13 protein-coding genes are annotated in these 14090 nt (G+C 70.8%); 7 read left to right on the plus strand and 6 right to left on the minus strand.

Going from position 1 to position 14090, the window contains the following annotated elements; translation table 11 throughout:
* Nucleotides 1–186: 186 nt before the first annotated feature.
* From AB0J04_RS43000 to AB0J04_RS43030, 7 genes are all read left to right on the plus strand, one after another.
* On the plus strand, nucleotides 187–843 hold the full coding sequence (locus AB0J04_RS43000; RefSeq protein WP_363174154.1) for a GntR family transcriptional regulator: 657 nt from the start codon (nucleotides 187–189) through the stop codon (nucleotides 841–843).
* A gap of 45 nt (nucleotides 844–888) precedes the next feature.
* Nucleotides 889–1959 (plus strand): 1-aminocyclopropane-1-carboxylate deaminase, encoded by a 1071-nt coding sequence (locus AB0J04_RS43005; RefSeq protein WP_363174155.1) that lies wholly within the window; start codon nucleotides 889–891, stop codon nucleotides 1957–1959.
* 224 nt (nucleotides 1960–2183) lie between these two features.
* Complete coding sequence (locus AB0J04_RS43010) at nucleotides 2184–3236, plus strand: LacI family DNA-binding transcriptional regulator (RefSeq protein ID WP_363174156.1); 1053 nt, start codon at nucleotides 2184–2186, stop codon at nucleotides 3234–3236.
* 222 nt (nucleotides 3237–3458) lie between these two features.
* Nucleotides 3459–4766: an extracellular solute-binding protein gene (locus AB0J04_RS43015; protein WP_363174157.1), complete on the plus strand. Its 1308-nt coding sequence runs from the start codon at nucleotides 3459–3461 to the stop codon at nucleotides 4764–4766.
* A 1-nt stretch (nucleotide 4767) separates the two neighbouring features.
* A complete protein-coding gene (locus tag AB0J04_RS43020; protein WP_363174158.1) occupies nucleotides 4768–5790 on the plus strand; it encodes a sugar ABC transporter permease in 1023 nt (340 codons plus the stop codon).
* A complete protein-coding gene (locus AB0J04_RS43025; RefSeq protein ID WP_363174159.1) occupies nucleotides 5780–6658 on the plus strand; it encodes a carbohydrate ABC transporter permease in 879 nt (292 codons plus the stop codon). The genes AB0J04_RS43020 and AB0J04_RS43025 overlap by 11 nt, the downstream gene beginning before the upstream one ends.
* Nucleotides 6659–6789: 131 nt before the next feature.
* On the plus strand, nucleotides 6790–7377 hold the full coding sequence (locus AB0J04_RS43030) for a helix-turn-helix domain-containing protein (RefSeq protein WP_363174160.1): 588 nt from the start codon (nucleotides 6790–6792) through the stop codon (nucleotides 7375–7377).
* Between the two features lie 94 nt (nucleotides 7378–7471).
* Here AB0J04_RS43030 and AB0J04_RS43035 read toward each other — a convergent pair whose 3' ends face one another.
* From AB0J04_RS43035 to AB0J04_RS43060, 6 genes are all read right to left on the minus strand, one after another.
* Entirely contained in the window at nucleotides 7472–8692 is a 1221-nt protein-coding gene (locus AB0J04_RS43035; protein ID WP_363174166.1) for a TerD family protein, read from the minus strand.
* Between the two features lie 83 nt (nucleotides 8693–8775).
* Complete coding sequence (locus AB0J04_RS43040; RefSeq protein WP_363174161.1) at nucleotides 8776–9765, minus strand: zinc-dependent alcohol dehydrogenase family protein; 990 nt, start codon at nucleotides 9763–9765, stop codon at nucleotides 8776–8778.
* On the minus strand, nucleotides 9762–10586 hold the full coding sequence (locus tag AB0J04_RS43045) for a carbohydrate ABC transporter permease (RefSeq protein WP_363174162.1): 825 nt from the start codon (nucleotides 10584–10586) through the stop codon (nucleotides 9762–9764). Before AB0J04_RS43045 ends, AB0J04_RS43040 begins: the two co-directional genes overlap by 4 nt.
* Nucleotides 10583–11521, minus strand: coding sequence for a sugar ABC transporter permease (locus AB0J04_RS43050; RefSeq protein WP_363174163.1), 939 nt, complete (start codon nucleotides 11519–11521; stop codon nucleotides 10583–10585). The genes AB0J04_RS43045 and AB0J04_RS43050 overlap by 4 nt, the downstream gene beginning before the upstream one ends.
* Nucleotides 11518–12888, minus strand: a complete 1371-nt coding sequence (locus AB0J04_RS43055; RefSeq protein ID WP_363174164.1) for a sugar ABC transporter substrate-binding protein — start codon at nucleotides 12886–12888, stop codon at nucleotides 11518–11520. Before AB0J04_RS43055 ends, AB0J04_RS43050 begins: the two co-directional genes overlap by 4 nt.
* A gap of 79 nt (nucleotides 12889–12967) precedes the next feature.
* Nucleotides 12968–13735: a DeoR/GlpR family DNA-binding transcription regulator gene (locus AB0J04_RS43060; RefSeq protein WP_363174165.1), complete on the minus strand. Its 768-nt coding sequence runs from the start codon at nucleotides 13733–13735 to the stop codon at nucleotides 12968–12970.
* Nucleotides 13736–14090 lie beyond the last annotated feature (355 nt).

Genomic DNA, 14090 nt, shown 5'->3' on the forward strand with positions numbered 1-14090 from the left:
ACCTCCACCTCACCACCCTCAACAGCTGAGTGCGAGCACGCCTACAAGCAACACCGAAGTCAACCCCCGAAGGACTTACGACGCAGACCACTAAGCGGGGCGACCGTCGTCACCGTCGTCTGTTCGCCCGCTCACTGTGCCACCGCCTCTTGTCGCCCGGCAGACTGATATCTAACATTTCAGTTCATGGAAGCCGTACCCCGCACCCTCCTCAGGGACCGCGCCTACGCATCGATCCGGGACGCCATCGTGGCCGGGGACATCGCCCCCGGCACGGTGGTCCGCGACGCCGATCTCGCGGAGCGGCTGGGGCTGTCCCGGGCGCCGGTGCGGGAGGCGTTCGCGCGGCTGGTCGACGAGGGGCTGCTGGAGAGCAAGCCGCAGAGCTACACGCGGGTCACCCCGGTCGTGGCGGCCGACGTACGGGACGCGGCGGCCGTCGTCGGCGCGATGCACGAGCTGGTCACCCGGGTCGCGGTGCCCCGGCTCTTCGCGGCGGACGTCGAAGGGATGCGCGCGGCCAACGAGCGCTTCGCGGCCGCGATCGGCGCCGGTGACGTCGACGCCGCCCTGCGCGCCGACGACGAACTCCACGACATCCTCGTCCGCGCCGCCGGCAACCGCGCCGCCGCCGCCACCGTCGCCCGCTACACCCCGCTCATCCGGCGGCTGGAGCGCCGGCGCTTCGGCGAGGGCGGCACCTGCCGTTCGGCCGGACTGCACGGCCGCCTGATCGAGGCCTGCGCCGGCGGTGACGTGGACGAGGCGGTCCGGGTCACCGCGGAGATCTGGCGGACCCTCGCCGACGCGGCCGACCTGATCGACCCGGCCGACCCCGACTGAGCCCGGCCGACCCCCGGCCGACCCCGACTGAGCCAAGGAGGCTCCATGTCCCCGAAGTCCGCATCTCCCGAGCCGGCGTCCCCCGAGTCCGCGTCCCCCAAGTCCCTCTCCTCGTACAAGCGTTACCCCCTCCTGTTCGGTCCCTCGCCGGTCCACCCGCTGGAACGGCTCACCGCCCACCTCGGCGGAGCCGCCCTCTGGGCCAAGCGGGAGGACTGCAACTCCGGGATCGCGTACGGCGGGAACAAGACCCGCAAACTGGAGTACCTGGTCGCCGACGCCCTCGCGCAGGGGTGCGAAACGCTCGTGTCGATCGGCGGGGTGCAGTCCAACCACACCCGTCAGGTCGCGGCCGTCGCCGCCCGGGCCGGGCTGAAGTGCGTGCTGGTGCAGGAGAGTTGGGTGGACTGGCCCGACGCCGTGTACGACAAGGTCGGCAACATCCTGATCAGCCGGCTCGCCGGAGCCGACGTACGACTCGTCCGGGCCGGGTTCGGGATCGGCTTCAAGGAGAGCTGGGAGCAGGCGCTCAGGGACGTCGAGGAGTCGGGCGGAAAGCCGTACGCCATCCCGGCCGGCGCCTCCGACCATCCGCTGGGCGGGCTCGGCTTCGCCGGATGGGCGTACGAAGTCGCCGAACAGGAACGGGAGTCGGGCGTCTTCTTCGACACCGTGATCGTGTGCTCGGGAGCCGGCTCGACGCAGGCCGGGATGGTCGCCGGGTTCGCCGCGCTGGAGGAGGCGGGCGGCCGGGCCCGCCGGGTGATCGGCATCGACGCCTCGGCCAAGCCCGCCGAGACCCGCGAGCAGGTCGCCCGCATCGCCCACCGCACCGGCCGACTGATCGGCGTGCGAAGCGAGTTGACCGTCGAGGACGTCGAGCTGGACGAGCGCTGGCACGCGGGCGTCTACGGCGTCCCGGACGAGACCACCCTGGACGCGATGCGGCTCGCGGCCCGCACCGAGGGAATGGTCACCGACCCGGTGTACGAGGGGAAGTCGATGGCCGGGATGATCGACCTGGTCGCCGGCGGGGAGATCGCCGCGGACTCCACCGTCCTGTACGCCCACCTCGGCGGCCAGCCCGCACTCAACGGCTACAGCGCGCTCTTCTGACGCCACCCGCCACCTGTCGCCTGCCACCCGTCGCCTGCCACCCGTCGCCCGTCGCCTGCCACCCGTCGCCCGTCGCCCGTCGCCTGCCACCCGCCACCCGTCGCCTGCCACCCGCCACCCGCCACCCGTCGCCTGCCACCCGCCACCCGCCGTCCGGCGAAACCGCGCCAGCCGCAGAGAAACGCGGGGGAGCATTCACGTGATGGCCGGATACAGTGCACAGCGTGTGGGCCGACGATCAGCCGCGGAAGCCGCGGGAGCCGCGTGTCGACGAGCCCGGCGGGACCAGCCGCCGGGCCACGATCCATGACGTCGCGCAGCTGGCCGGGGTGTCGCGGCAGACGGTCTCCCGGGCGGTCAACGACAAAGGGGAGATCGACCCGGCCACCAAGGAACGCGTGCTGGAGGCGGTGCGGCTGCTGAACTACCGGCCGAGCCGGTTCGCCCGGGGGCTGGTCCGCAAGGGGGCGGTGACGGCCGGGCTGGTGATCCCGGACCTGATGAACCCCTTCTTCCCCGAGGTGGCCGCCGGGGTGCTGGAGGCCGCCGAGCAGCGCGGCTGGCAGGTGGTCGTGTGGGACTCCCGCACCGACTACGCCAGGGAGCGTGAGGCGCTCGACGTGCTGTCCCACCAGGCGGACGCGGTCGTGGGCTACTTCAAGAACGAGGACGAGATCCTCGCCCGGCACCTCGGCGGGGTGCCGCTCGTGCTGCTCGAACGCGGCCCGCAGCAGACCCGGTTCGCGGCCGTGGGCATCGACGCCGCGGCCGGTCTGGAGCAGGGGATCGCCCATCTGGTGCGCGCGGGTCACCGCAGGATCGGCATGGTGGACGGCGACCGGCTCACCGTGCCCGGAACCCGGCGGGAGGCGTTCCTGACCGAGGTCCGGCGGCACGGTCTGCCCGTCGACGACAGCTGGATCGTGCTGTCTCACGAGCACAGCGTGGCGGGCGGCGAGGCCGCCATGGAGCGTCTCCTGGAGGCCCGGCCCGAGATCACCGCGGTCTTCGGCTTCAACGACCTGATCGCCGTCGGCGCGATGCGGGCCGCCCGCCGCCGCGGCCGGCGGATCCCCGACGACCTGGCCGTCATGGGCTTCGACGGGCTCTCGCTGGGCGAGCTGGTGGAACCCGCCCTGACCACCCTGCACCTCGACAAACGCCGGCTGGGACGGCTCGCGGTCGAGCAGGTGGCCCGGCTGCGCGCGGGCGAGGAACCGCTGAGCGGCGCGGACGCCTGGGTGATCCCGGAGCTGGTGGTGCGGGCCTCCGCCTGACCCCGTCACCCGCGCTGACACGGTGTCAACACATTATCGATGTACGTGTCTTGACAGTGGTTTTCGGCCGCCTCAATACTCGACGGCAACGTTCACGTGAACGTTCACGGCCAGTCTGACGCTGTCGGCCAGAGCCCGGTACCAGCCTGGTGCCTGTCCTGGTACCACCCGCCGACATCGTTGTCTTCGCGTTTTCCCCTTCTCGTAAAGCGAGTGCGCGTGATGGAACACCGAACGCTGTCCCGCCGTCGTCTGCTGGGGGCCTCCCTCGGCGGCGTCGGCGGCGCCCTGCTGGGCCTGTCGGGATGCGGGGCCGACAGCGGCTCGGCCTCGGCCGGCACGGATCACCTGAGCCTGTGGTACTGGAAGGGCGCCCTGAGCGAAACACTGCTCTCCACCGCCGCGCGCGCCGTGCCCGGCGTGCCGGGGGTGCGGGTGAAAGCCGCGCAGATGCCCGACGGCGACATCGACTCGAAGGTGCGCACCAGTCTGGCCGCCCGCGCCTATGTGCCGGACCTGACGGTCGCCAACTCCGACAACCTCGCCACGTTCTTCCCCGACGAGCACGAGTTCCTGGACCTGCGGACGGTCGGCGCCGAGAGCGTCCGCGACCAGTACCTGGACTGGAAGTGGAAGGCCTGCTTCACCCCGTCGGGCCGGATGATCGGCTTCCCCCTCGACGCCGGTCCCACCGCGCTCTACTACCGCGGGGACCTCTTCGCGAAGGCCGGACTGCCCGACGAGCCGCAGGAGGTCGCCGAGGCCACCTCCACCTGGGAGAAGTACATCGCCGCCGGGCAGACGCTCCGGGCCAAGGGCCCCGGCAGGCCGTACCTGGTGAGCAACGCCGGCAACGTGTTCCAGCAGATCCTGCTCCAGAGCACCAAGCAGTTCGTGGACGCCGACAACCGCTTCATCGGCGACCAGGCGCACGTCAGACGTGCCTGGGACCTGTCCCTGGAGATCGTCCGCCAGGGTCTCAGTGCCCGGATCAGGGACGGCACGCCCGACTACAACGCGGCCATGGGCGGCGGCCGGGTCGCCACGATGACCACCGCCGTGTGGGCGATCAACGGGCTGAAGGACACCGCGCCGAAGACTTCCGGCGCCTGGCGGCTGACCACCATGCCGGACGGCCCGGCCAACTACGGCGGCTCGTACCTCACCCTGACCCGCTACTGCCGTGACCCGGAGGGCGCCTTCGCCTTCCTGAAGTGGCTGCTCGGCCCGGAGAACCAGCTCAAGAGCTACCAGGAGATATCCCTGTTCCCCACGACTCCGGTCGCCTACGCCGACCCCGCGATGCACAAGGCCGACCCCTTCTTCGGCGGTCAGCGGCCCATCGACGTCTTCGGCCCCGCCGCCCAGAAGGCCCCGGTCGTCTACTTCAGCCCCTACGAGGAGACCGCCAACACCCCGTTCTTCCAGGAGCTGACCAACGTGGAGATGCTCGGCAAGAACGCCGACAGGGCCTGGCGGGACGCCGTGAACACCGCGGAGACCACGCTGTCCCGGCTGGGGGTGAGCTGACATGGCCACGGTTCTCGACCCGGCGGGCGCGCCGCCGGCCGACGAACGGCCCCCCGTTCGCCGTGGTCGTGGCGGTGTCCGCTCCGACGTGCCGGGCGGACGCAGACGAGTCGTCCCGCCGCTGCTCGCCATCTCTCCGTTCTACGCGCTGTTCGCCGTGTTCGGCGCGTTCCCGGTGGTCTTCTCGCTGTACCTGTCCTTCCAGGACTGGGACGGCATCGGCGACATGCGTTTCGTCGGCCTTCAGCAGTACGGCTGGCTGATCGAGGACTCGGTGTTCTGGCACTCGGTGCTGAACACCTTCGAGATCTGGTTCCTGTCCACCGTGCCGATGCTGTTCCTGGCCCTGGTGCTCGCGTTCCTGCTGCACTCGCAGGTCCGCTTCACCGGCGCGTACCGGGTGGCGTACTTCGTCCCCAACGTCACCTCGATGGTCGCCATGACCATCGTCTTCGGCTCGGTCTTCGCGCAGGGCGGCCTGGCCAACTCGGCGCTCCGGGCGGTCGGTCTGGACGGCGTCGGCTGGCTGTCCTCCGAGTGGGGGATCAAGTCGGCCCTGTCCCTCATGATCATCTGGCGCTGGGTCGGCTACAACGCCCTGATCTTCCTGGCGGGCCTCCAGGCCATCCCCACCGAGCACTTCGAGGCCGCCCGTGTGGACGGCGCGAACAGCTGGCAGACCCTGTTCCGGGTCGTGGTGCCGCAGCTGCGGCCGGTGATCCTCTTCGCCGCCGTCACCTCCACCATCAACGGCCTGCAGATCTTCACCGAGTCCCAGGTGCTCTTCCAGTCCGACGACGTCGGCACCACGGGCGGACCCGGCCAGGAGGGCATGACGATCGTGCTCTATCTGTGGCAGAAGGCGTTCAGGGACCACCAGTTCGGCTACGGCGCCGCGATGGGCTGGCTCCTCTTCGCGATCATCGCGGTGTTCACCATCGTCAACTGGCGGCTGGTCTCCGGCTCCGACCGCGACGACCGTCCCAAGCTGCTGCGCAGGAAGGGGGCCCGCAATGGCCGCTGACTCACACGACCGGGCGACCGGCAACGCCGGGCTCGCCATCGGCGCCGGCAGCAGGCTCACCCGGATCTGCGTCCGGGCGGCGCTGCTGCTCGGTGTGCTGGTCTCGCTCTTCCCCTTCTACTGGCTGGTGGTGATGGCCTCCGGCACCACCCAGGACATCTACCGCTATCCGCCCAAGCTGGTGCCCGGCCCGCATCTGCTGGACAACATGCGGCGGGTGCTCGACACGGTGGACTTCTTCGGCTCGCTGCTCAACACGATCGTGGTCGCCGTGCTCGGGACCGCGCTGGTGCTGTTCTTCGACTCGTTGGCCGCGTTCGCGTTCGCCAAGTACGAGTTCCCGGCGAAGAAGTTCCTCTTCGGCATGCTGCTGATCACGTACATGATCCCGGCGCAGCTGTCGCTGGTGCCGCAGTTCGTCACCATGGCCGAGTTCGGCTGGGCCGGCTCGCTGAAGGCGCTGATCATCCCGGGCGCGGCCAACGCCTTCGGGATCTTCTGGATGCGCCAGTACGCGCAGAACTCGCTGCCCGACGAGCTGCTGGACGCCGGACGCATCGACGGCGCCGGGTTCTTCCGGCTGTACTGGCAGATCGCGCTGCCGCTGTTCCGGCCGGCCCTGGCGTTCCTCGGCATCTTCACGTTCATCGGACTCTGGAACGACTACATCTGGCCGCTGGTCGTCATGATCGACCCCGAGAAGGTGACCCTCCAGGTCGCCCTGGCCAACCTCAACGTCCTCTACAACACCGACTACTCCCTGGTGATGGCCGGGGCGTTGATGAGTGTGATCCCGCTGATCGTCGTCTTCCTGGTCGGCGCGCGGCACTTCCTGCGGGACCTCGCGGCGGGGGCGACGAAGATGTGAGCCCCGGCACCGGGCGGGCGGCTCCGGTCCGCTGCCCGTCTGGTGTCGCTGCGTGATGTGGTGGACCATGCGGACAGCGCGACAGGATCCGGTCGCCGCAGGAAGTCCCCGGTTCGCAAGGAGTCAGCTGGATGACGCGAGGAAGACCCATGCGCGCGGACGCTCGCCGCAACTACGAGCGCTTGCTGAAGGTTGCGGCGGAGGCCTTCGCCGAGCATGGGGAGGGCGCCTCCCTCGACGACATCGCCAAGCGGGCCGGCGTCGGCTCCGGCACGCTGTACCGGCACTTCCCGACGCGGCAGGCGCTGCTGGAGGCGGCCTACCTCGACCGCGTCGAGGCGCTCGCCGCACGGGCCGGCGAACTGGCCGAGGAGCTCCCGCCGGGCGAGGCGCTGGTGGCGTGGCTGGGCGAGCTGTGCGTCGGCACGATCCAGGTCCGCGGCATGAGGTCGCTGCTGGGCTCGGCCGTCAAGGACGGCAGCGAGGCCGCGGTCACCGCCTGCGGCACGAACATGAACGAGGCGGCGGCCCGGCTGGTCGGGGCGGCGCAGCGGGAGGGGACCCTGCGCGCGGACGTCGAGCCGATCGACGTGCTGCGGCTCGCGCACGGGGTGGCGACGGCGTCGGAGCTGGCGAACGGGGACAGCGGCGCCATCCGCCGGTACGTGTCGTTGCTGACGGAGGGGTTGCTGACGCAGGGGCTGCCGGCCACCCGGTGACGGCGACGGTCCGCCCGGTGCGGGAGGCGGGCGCCCCCGTGGTGGCGGGCGCCCGTCGGCCTGCGTGACTGAGTACCTGTGTGCCTGCGGCCGACTACAGCGCCTGCGCCCCCGGCTTCACCATGTTGCGGACCGTGCGCGCCTTCACGAAGTCGCCCATGGCCGTCATCTCCCACTCGCCGGAGAACTGCCTGATCAGCTTGGCCATCAGCACGCCCGTCTGCGGCTCGGCGCCGGTCAGGTCGAAGCGGACGAGTTCCTCGCCGGTCGCGGCGTCCAGCAGCCGGCAGTAGGCCTTGGCGACCTCGGTGAACTTCTGGCCGGAGAACGAGTTCACGGTGAAGACCAGCCCGCTCACCTCCTGCGGGAGGCGGCCGAGGTCGACGACGATCACTTCGTCGTCGCCCCCGCCCTCGCCGGTGAGGTTGTCGCCGGAGTGCTTGATCGCGCCGTTGACGATGGAGAGCTTGCCGAAGTAGCAGCTGTCGATGTGGTTGCGCTGCGGGCCGTAGGCGATCACCGAGGCGTCCAGGTCGATGTCCTTGCCGCGGAACGCGGGCTCCCAGCCGAGACCCATCTTGACCTGCGAGAGCAGCGGGCGGCCGCCCTTGACGAGGGACACGGTCTGGTTCTTCTGGAGGCTGACCCGGCCCTTGTCCAGGTTGATCTTCCCGGTGGCCGGCGGCGCGGCCGGCGCGGCCGGGGGAGCGGCGGGCGGCGGAGGCGTGGCGGTGCGCGGGTCCCAGCCCGGGGCCGACGCGGCGACCGGCGGCTGCACGGGCGGCGGCGGGGCGACCGGCTGGGCCTGTGCGGCCGGCGCCGGCTCCTCCACCGTGACACCGAAGTCGGTCGCGATGCCGGCCAGGCCGTTGGCGTATCCCTGGCCGACCGCGCGGGCCTTCCAGGCGCCGTTGCGCAGATAGATCTCGACGATGACCAGCGCCGTCTCGCTGCCGAGCTGCGGGGGCGTGAAGGTGGCCAGGACGCTGTTGTCGTCCGCGCCGCGGATCGTCGCCGTCGGTTCGACGCCCTGGAACGTCTGCCCCGCGGCGTCCGGGCTCGCGGTGACGACGATCTTCTCGATGCCCGGGGGGAGGGCGGTGGTGTCGACCGTGATCGCGTCGGGCGCCGAGCCGCCGCCCGAGCGGTACGTCACGCCCGGGCCGGCGGGCTGGTTGTAGAAGATGAAGTCGTCGTCGGAGCGCACCTTGCCGTCGCCGGTGAGCAGCAGGCCCGAAACGTCGAGCCGCACCGGTGCGGTGACGTCCACCGTCACTCGGGCGACGGGGAGTGGGATGTTCGAGCCGGGGGTCATAGCTGTCATGCCTCGTGAACGATCGGGCCCACTTTGCCGTTCCCTTACCCGGCGGCCAATCGGGTCCCCCCGGCCCGAGGAGCCTACGGAACCACGACGATCTTCCTGCCCGCCCCGGACGCGAACTGCTCCAGCGCCTGCGGGTACCGCTCCAGGGGCAGCCGGTCGCTGATGAAGACGTCGGGATCCAGCACCCCGTTCGCGAACAGTTCGGCCGCGCGTTCGAAACTGTGCAGGACGGCCATGGAGCCGGTGATGGTGATCTCCTGGTTGTAGACGCGGTACGGGTCGATCGTCACGCGCGTCGCGTAGTCGGCCACCCCGAACTGCAGAAACGTCCCGGCCTTGGCCACCCGCTCCAGCCCGTCCTGGATCGCCGCCGCGTTCCCCGTGGCGTCCACCACCACGTCCCAGCCCTGCGGACGCTCCAGCTCGTCCGGGTTCGCCGCCGCCCCGGAGACGCCCAGCCGCCGTGCCGTCTCCAGGCGCGCCGGGTTCACGTCCACGACGTCCACGCTCGCCGCGCCCGTGCGCTTGGCCAGCTCCAGCATCATCAGCCCCATCGTCCCGGAGCCGTAGATCAGGACGTGCGCGCCGAGGCGTGCGCGGAGCACGTCGTAACCGCGCACCGCGCAAGACAGCGGCTCCACCAGCGCGGCGTCCTGCGTCCGGACGTGCTCGGGCAGCCGTACGCAGTTCGCGACCGGGGCCACCGCGTACTGCGCCGCGCCCCCGGCCGTCGTCACGCCGATCGCGGCCCACCGTTCGCAGAGGTTGTTGTGGCCGGTGCGGCAGTAGCGGCATTCGTGGCAGTACAGGGACGGATCCACCGCCACCCGGTCGCCCACCGCGACCTCCGTGACCTGCGTGCCGACGCCCACGACCGCGCCCGCGAACTCGTGCCCGGGCACGATGGGCAGCTTGGGCGCGAACTCGCCCTGGAGGATGTGCAGATCGGTGCCGCACAGGCCGCAGGCGGCGACCTCCACGACCACCTCGCGCGGCCCGGGCGTCGGGTCGGGGACCTCGGTGACGACGGCGCGGCCCACGGACTCGATGACGGCGGCCTTCATTTCACGGCTCCCAAGGACAGGCCCTGGACCAGTTTGTCCTGGGCGGCGAACCCCGCGGCGAGCACCGGCAGGGAGATGACGAGCGACGCGGCGCACACCTTCGCCAGGAACAGGCCCTGGCTGGTGATGAAGCCGGTCAGGAAGACGGGGGCGGTCTCCGCGACCACGCCGGTGAGCACGCGCGCGAAGAGCAGCTCGTTCCAGCTGAAGATGAAGCAGATCAGGGCGGTCGCCGCGATGCCGGGCAGGGCGATCGGGGCGACCACGCGCGCGAGGATCGTCGGCAGCCGGGCCCCGTCCACCCGCGCCGCCTCGATCACCGCCACCGGGACCTCGGCGAGGAAGGACTGCATCATCCACACCGCGATCGGCAGGTTCATGGAGGTGTACAGGACGACCAGGAGCCAGATGTTGTCCAGCAGGTCCGCGTTCTTCGCGAACAGATAGATCGGCAGCAGGCCCGCCACCACCGGCAGCATCTTGGTCGACAGGAAGAAGAACAGGACGTCCGTCCACTTCTTCACCGGGCGGATCGACAGCGCGTAGGCCGCCGGGAGGGCGAGCAGCAGGACCAGGACGGTCGACCCGACCGACGCCACCGTCGAGTTGATCAGCGCGGGCCAGGGGCTCGCGCCGCCGCCGGTGCCGAAGAACTCGCGGTAGCCGTCGAGGGTGAGCGACGCGGTGAAGGACGGCGGGTTGGTCGCCGCGTCCTGCTCGGAGTGGAAGGAGGTCAGGGTCATCCAGGCGACGGGCAGGAAGAACACGATCCCGGCTGCCCAGGCCAGCAGCCCGAGGCCGCCTCGGCGTACGACGTTCATGCGCGGGACACCTCCTCACGGAACAGGGACGAGACGACCCGCAGGGCGAAGGTCGCGATGACGATCGAGCCGATGACCACCAGCACGCCCGCGGCCGAGGCGAGGCCGTTCTCATGGGCCTGGTAGAAGCTCTGGTAGACGGTGTAGGGCAGGTTGGCGGTGCCCAGGCCGCCGGAGGTGATGGTGAAGACCGCGTCGAAGTTCTGCACGATGTAGATCGACCCGAGCAGCGCGCCCAGCTCCAGGTACCGGCGCAGGTGCGGGAGCGTCAGATAGCGGAAGATCTGCCAGTCGCTCGCGCCGTCCACCCGGGCGGCCTCCATCTGCTGCTGGTCGCGGCTCTGCAGACCGGCCAGCAGGATCAGCATCATGAACGGCGTCCACTGCCAGACGAGGGAGGCCTCGACCGCGAGCAGCGGGGTGTCCGAGATCCAGTCCGGCTGCGGTCCGCCCACGTAGTGCAACAACCCGTTGAGCAGGCCGTATTCGGGGTTGTACAGGACGTGCTTCCAGAGCAGGGCCGCGGCCACCGGGACCACCAGGAAGGGTGCGATCAGCAGGGTGCGGACCACGCCCCGGCCCCGGAACCTGCGGTCCAGGAGCAGCGCCAGCGCCAGGCCCAGCACCAGGCTGACCAGCACCACGGTCGCCGTCAGCAGGACGGTCGTCCACACCGAGTGGCGCAGGTCGGCGTCGGTGAGGACCTGGTGGTAGTTGTCGAGGCCGGTGAAGCGGCGGGCGTCGGGGTAGAGGGCGTTCCAGTCGAAGAAGGAGATCACCAGCGTGGCCACGAACGGGAGTTGGGTGACCACGATCATGAAGACCAGGGTGGGCAGCAGCGGGGCGCGGGTCGCCCAGGCGCGCAGCCGTGCCTCCCGCGCGCGGGGCGTGGGTACGGGGGGTGCGGCCACGGGGGCCGTCGTCGTCGCGGTCATCGTCCCTCGTACTCCTCGGAGATCCGCTCGGCGAGCGCTTGCGACTTCTTCAGGGCCGACTCGACGGACTGGCGTCCGGCGATGGCCGCGCTGATCTCCTGGGAGACCTTGGTGCCGAGGTCGGTGAACTCGGGGATGCCGACGAACTGGATGCCGGGCGCGGGTCGCGGCTGCACTCCCGGGTCGTTGGGCTTCGCCGCCTCGATGGCCTGCTTCGTCATCTCCTGGAAGGCGCCGGCCTCCGCGCGGTAGGCCGCGCTCTCGTACGTCGACGCCCGCTTGCCGGCCGGGACGTTCGCCCAGCCGATCTCCTCGCCGACCAGCTGCTCGTACTGCTTGCCGGAGGCCCAGGAGACGAACTTCCAGGCCTTGTCGGGGTTGCGGGAGGCCTGCTGGATGCCCCAGGCCCAGGTGTAGAGCCAGCCGGCGGCGTCGGTGCGTTCCACGGGGGCGGGGGCGTACCCCATCTTGCCCTTGACCGGGGACTTCGCCGCCTCCAGGGAACCGGCCGCGGAGGTGGCGTCGTACCACATGGCGACCTTGCCCTGGGTCATGTTGTTCAGGCACTCGGCGAACCCGGACTGCGCGGCCCCGGACTCGCCGTGGTCGCGGACCAGGTCGACATAGAACGTCACCGCCTTCTCCCACTCGGGGGAGTTCAGCCGCGCCTTCCAGTCCTTGTCGAACCAGGTGCCGCCGAAGGTGTTCACGACGGTCGTCAGGGGTGCCATCACCTCCCCCCAGCCGGGCAGTCCGCGCAGACAGATGCCCTTCATGCCGGGCTCGGCGCCGTCCGTCTTCGCCGCGAGGTCGGCCACCTGCTCCCAGGTGGGGTGCGCGGGCATCGTCAGCCCCTTCGCCGCGAACACGTCCTTGCGGTACATCAGGAAGGACGACTCGCCGTAGAAGGGCTGGCCGTAGAGCTTGCCGTCGTCCGCGGTGAGGGATTCGCGCATCGGCTTCAGGACGTCGGGCTCGTCGTACGCCGGGTCCTTCGCGACGTACGCGTCCATCGGCCGCAGCCAGCCGTTGCGGGCGTAGATCGGTATCTCGTAGTTCGACAGGGTCGCCACGTCGTACTGGCCCGCCTGGTTGGCGAAGTCCTGGCTGATCTTGTCGCGGACGTCGTTCTCCGGCAGGACGGTGAAGCTCACCTTGATGCCGGTCTCCTTGGTGAAGTGCGCGGCGGTGAGCTTCTGCAACTCCGTCATCTGGGGGTTGTTGACCATGAGGACGTTGATGGAGTCGCCGCCGGAACCCGCCCCGCCGGCCCCGGCCCAGCAGCCGGAGAGCAAGGGGGCGAGCAGCGTCCCTGCGGCGGCCATGGCGAGTGCGGCTCGCGGCCTCCGTCGGCTCTGGGTGCGCATGGATCGCTCCTGGGCATAGTGGGATGTATCGGTCGCCCCGAGGCATGGCGGTGCCCTCGAGGACGGGTGGGCCGGGGGTTCAGACCCTGATGACCTGGGGCCCCAGCAGTGAGTACCGGTGTGCCTCGGCCGTCGGCAGCAGCGTGCTGGTCACGATCGTTTCCAGGGCGCTCACCTCGGCGAACCGGCAGAAGCTGACCGCCCCGAACTTGGTGTGCACGCCCACGAAGACCGTGCGCCGGGCCGCCCGCACGGCCTGCGCCTTGACCTCGCCGACAGCGGGATCAGGCGTGGTCAGACCGTGCTCGCGGGAGATGCCGTTGGCGCCGATGTAGGCGAGGTCGACGACGAAGCCGGCCAGCATCTTCGTCGTCCAGTGGTCGACGGTGGCCAGGGTGCCGGAGCGCACCCGGCCGCCGAGCAGCAGTACGGACATGTTGTCGGTCTCGGCGAGCGTGCCCGCGACCGGCAGGGACGCGGTGACCACGGTCAGCGGCCGGTCCGCGGGCAGCGCCTCGGCGATGAGCTGCGGGGTGAAGCCCTCGTCGACGAAGACCGTCTCGGCGTCCCCGAGCAGGGCGGCCGCCGCGGCGGCGATCCGGCGTTTCTCGGGTACGTGACTGGTCGCGCGGAAGGCCAGCGTCGTCTCGAAGCCGGCGCTCTCCACGGGATAGGCGCCGCCGTGCGTACGGCGGACGAGCCCGTGGTCCTCCAGGGCGCGGAGGTCTCTGCGCACGGTTTCCTTCGCCACGCCGAGCTGGGTGGCGAGGGTGTTGACGTCGACGGCGCCGGTCGCGCGGGCGGTGTGGACGATGTGTCGCCGGCGGTCTTCCGCGGTGCCGGTCATTTCGTCACCCGCTTTCCCTGTGTCGTTGCCCGTTCGGGCCGTATGCAGGAAGTTCTACAGCGGGTGTGGGGCGGTGACCAGGTCTGTTGCAGGGGTGATAGTGACCGGGTGCGCCCGTTCGGGCAGGGTGCGCCCAGGAGCTCGGCGGGTGCTGCGGTCGTGCGGCCGCGGGTTCGTTGTGGCTGGTCGCGCAGTTCCCCGCGCCCCAGGTCGTGGCGCTGACACGCTGACGATCACGGCTGGGCCCGTGCCCGGATACGGCGGCGGGGGGGGGCGGGGGGGGGGCCCCCCCCCCCCCCCCCCGCGCGTCCCCGCCAGGAAGGGCCGACAAAAGCGACAGGCGGCGGGGGAGGGA

The sequence above is a fragment of the Streptomyces sp. NPDC050263 genome, assembly GCF_040655955.1.
Taxonomy (GTDB): domain Bacteria; phylum Actinomycetota; class Actinomycetes; order Streptomycetales; family Streptomycetaceae; genus Streptomyces.

What these genes read in the sequence shown, in the direction of transcription:
- AB0J04_RS43020 (WP_363174158.1), top strand. Translation starts at nt 4,768, where the DNA reads ATGGCCACGGTTCTCGACCCGGCGGGCGCGCCGCCGGCCGACGAACGG.
- AB0J04_RS43025 (WP_363174159.1), top strand. Translation starts at nt 5,780, where the DNA reads ATGGCCGCTGACTCACACGACCGGGCGACCGGCAACGCCGGGCTCGCC.
- AB0J04_RS43005 (WP_363174155.1), top strand. Translation starts at nt 889, where the DNA reads ATGTCCCCGAAGTCCGCATCTCCCGAGCCGGCGTCCCCCGAGTCCGCG.
- AB0J04_RS43050 (WP_363174163.1), bottom strand. Translation starts at nt 11,521, where the DNA reads ATGACCGCGACGACGACGGCCCCCGTGGCCGCACCCCCCGTACCCACG.
- AB0J04_RS43015 (WP_363174157.1), top strand. Translation starts at nt 3,459, where the DNA reads ATGGAACACCGAACGCTGTCCCGCCGTCGTCTGCTGGGGGCCTCCCTC.
- AB0J04_RS43045 (WP_363174162.1), bottom strand. Translation starts at nt 10,586, where the DNA reads ATGAACGTCGTACGCCGAGGCGGCCTCGGGCTGCTGGCCTGGGCAGCC.
- AB0J04_RS43060 (WP_363174165.1), bottom strand. Translation starts at nt 13,735, where the DNA reads ATGACCGGCACCGCGGAAGACCGCCGGCGACACATCGTCCACACCGCC.
- AB0J04_RS43030 (WP_363174160.1), top strand. Translation starts at nt 6,790, where the DNA reads ATGACGCGAGGAAGACCCATGCGCGCGGACGCTCGCCGCAACTACGAG.
- AB0J04_RS43040 (WP_363174161.1), bottom strand. Translation starts at nt 9,765, where the DNA reads ATGAAGGCCGCCGTCATCGAGTCCGTGGGCCGCGCCGTCGTCACCGAG.
- AB0J04_RS43035 (WP_363174166.1), bottom strand. Translation starts at nt 8,692, where the DNA reads ATGACCCCCGGCTCGAACATCCCACTCCCCGTCGCCCGAGTGACGGTG.
- AB0J04_RS43055 (WP_363174164.1), bottom strand. Translation starts at nt 12,888, where the DNA reads ATGCGCACCCAGAGCCGACGGAGGCCGCGAGCCGCACTCGCCATGGCC.
- AB0J04_RS43000 (WP_363174154.1), top strand. Translation starts at nt 187, where the DNA reads ATGGAAGCCGTACCCCGCACCCTCCTCAGGGACCGCGCCTACGCATCG.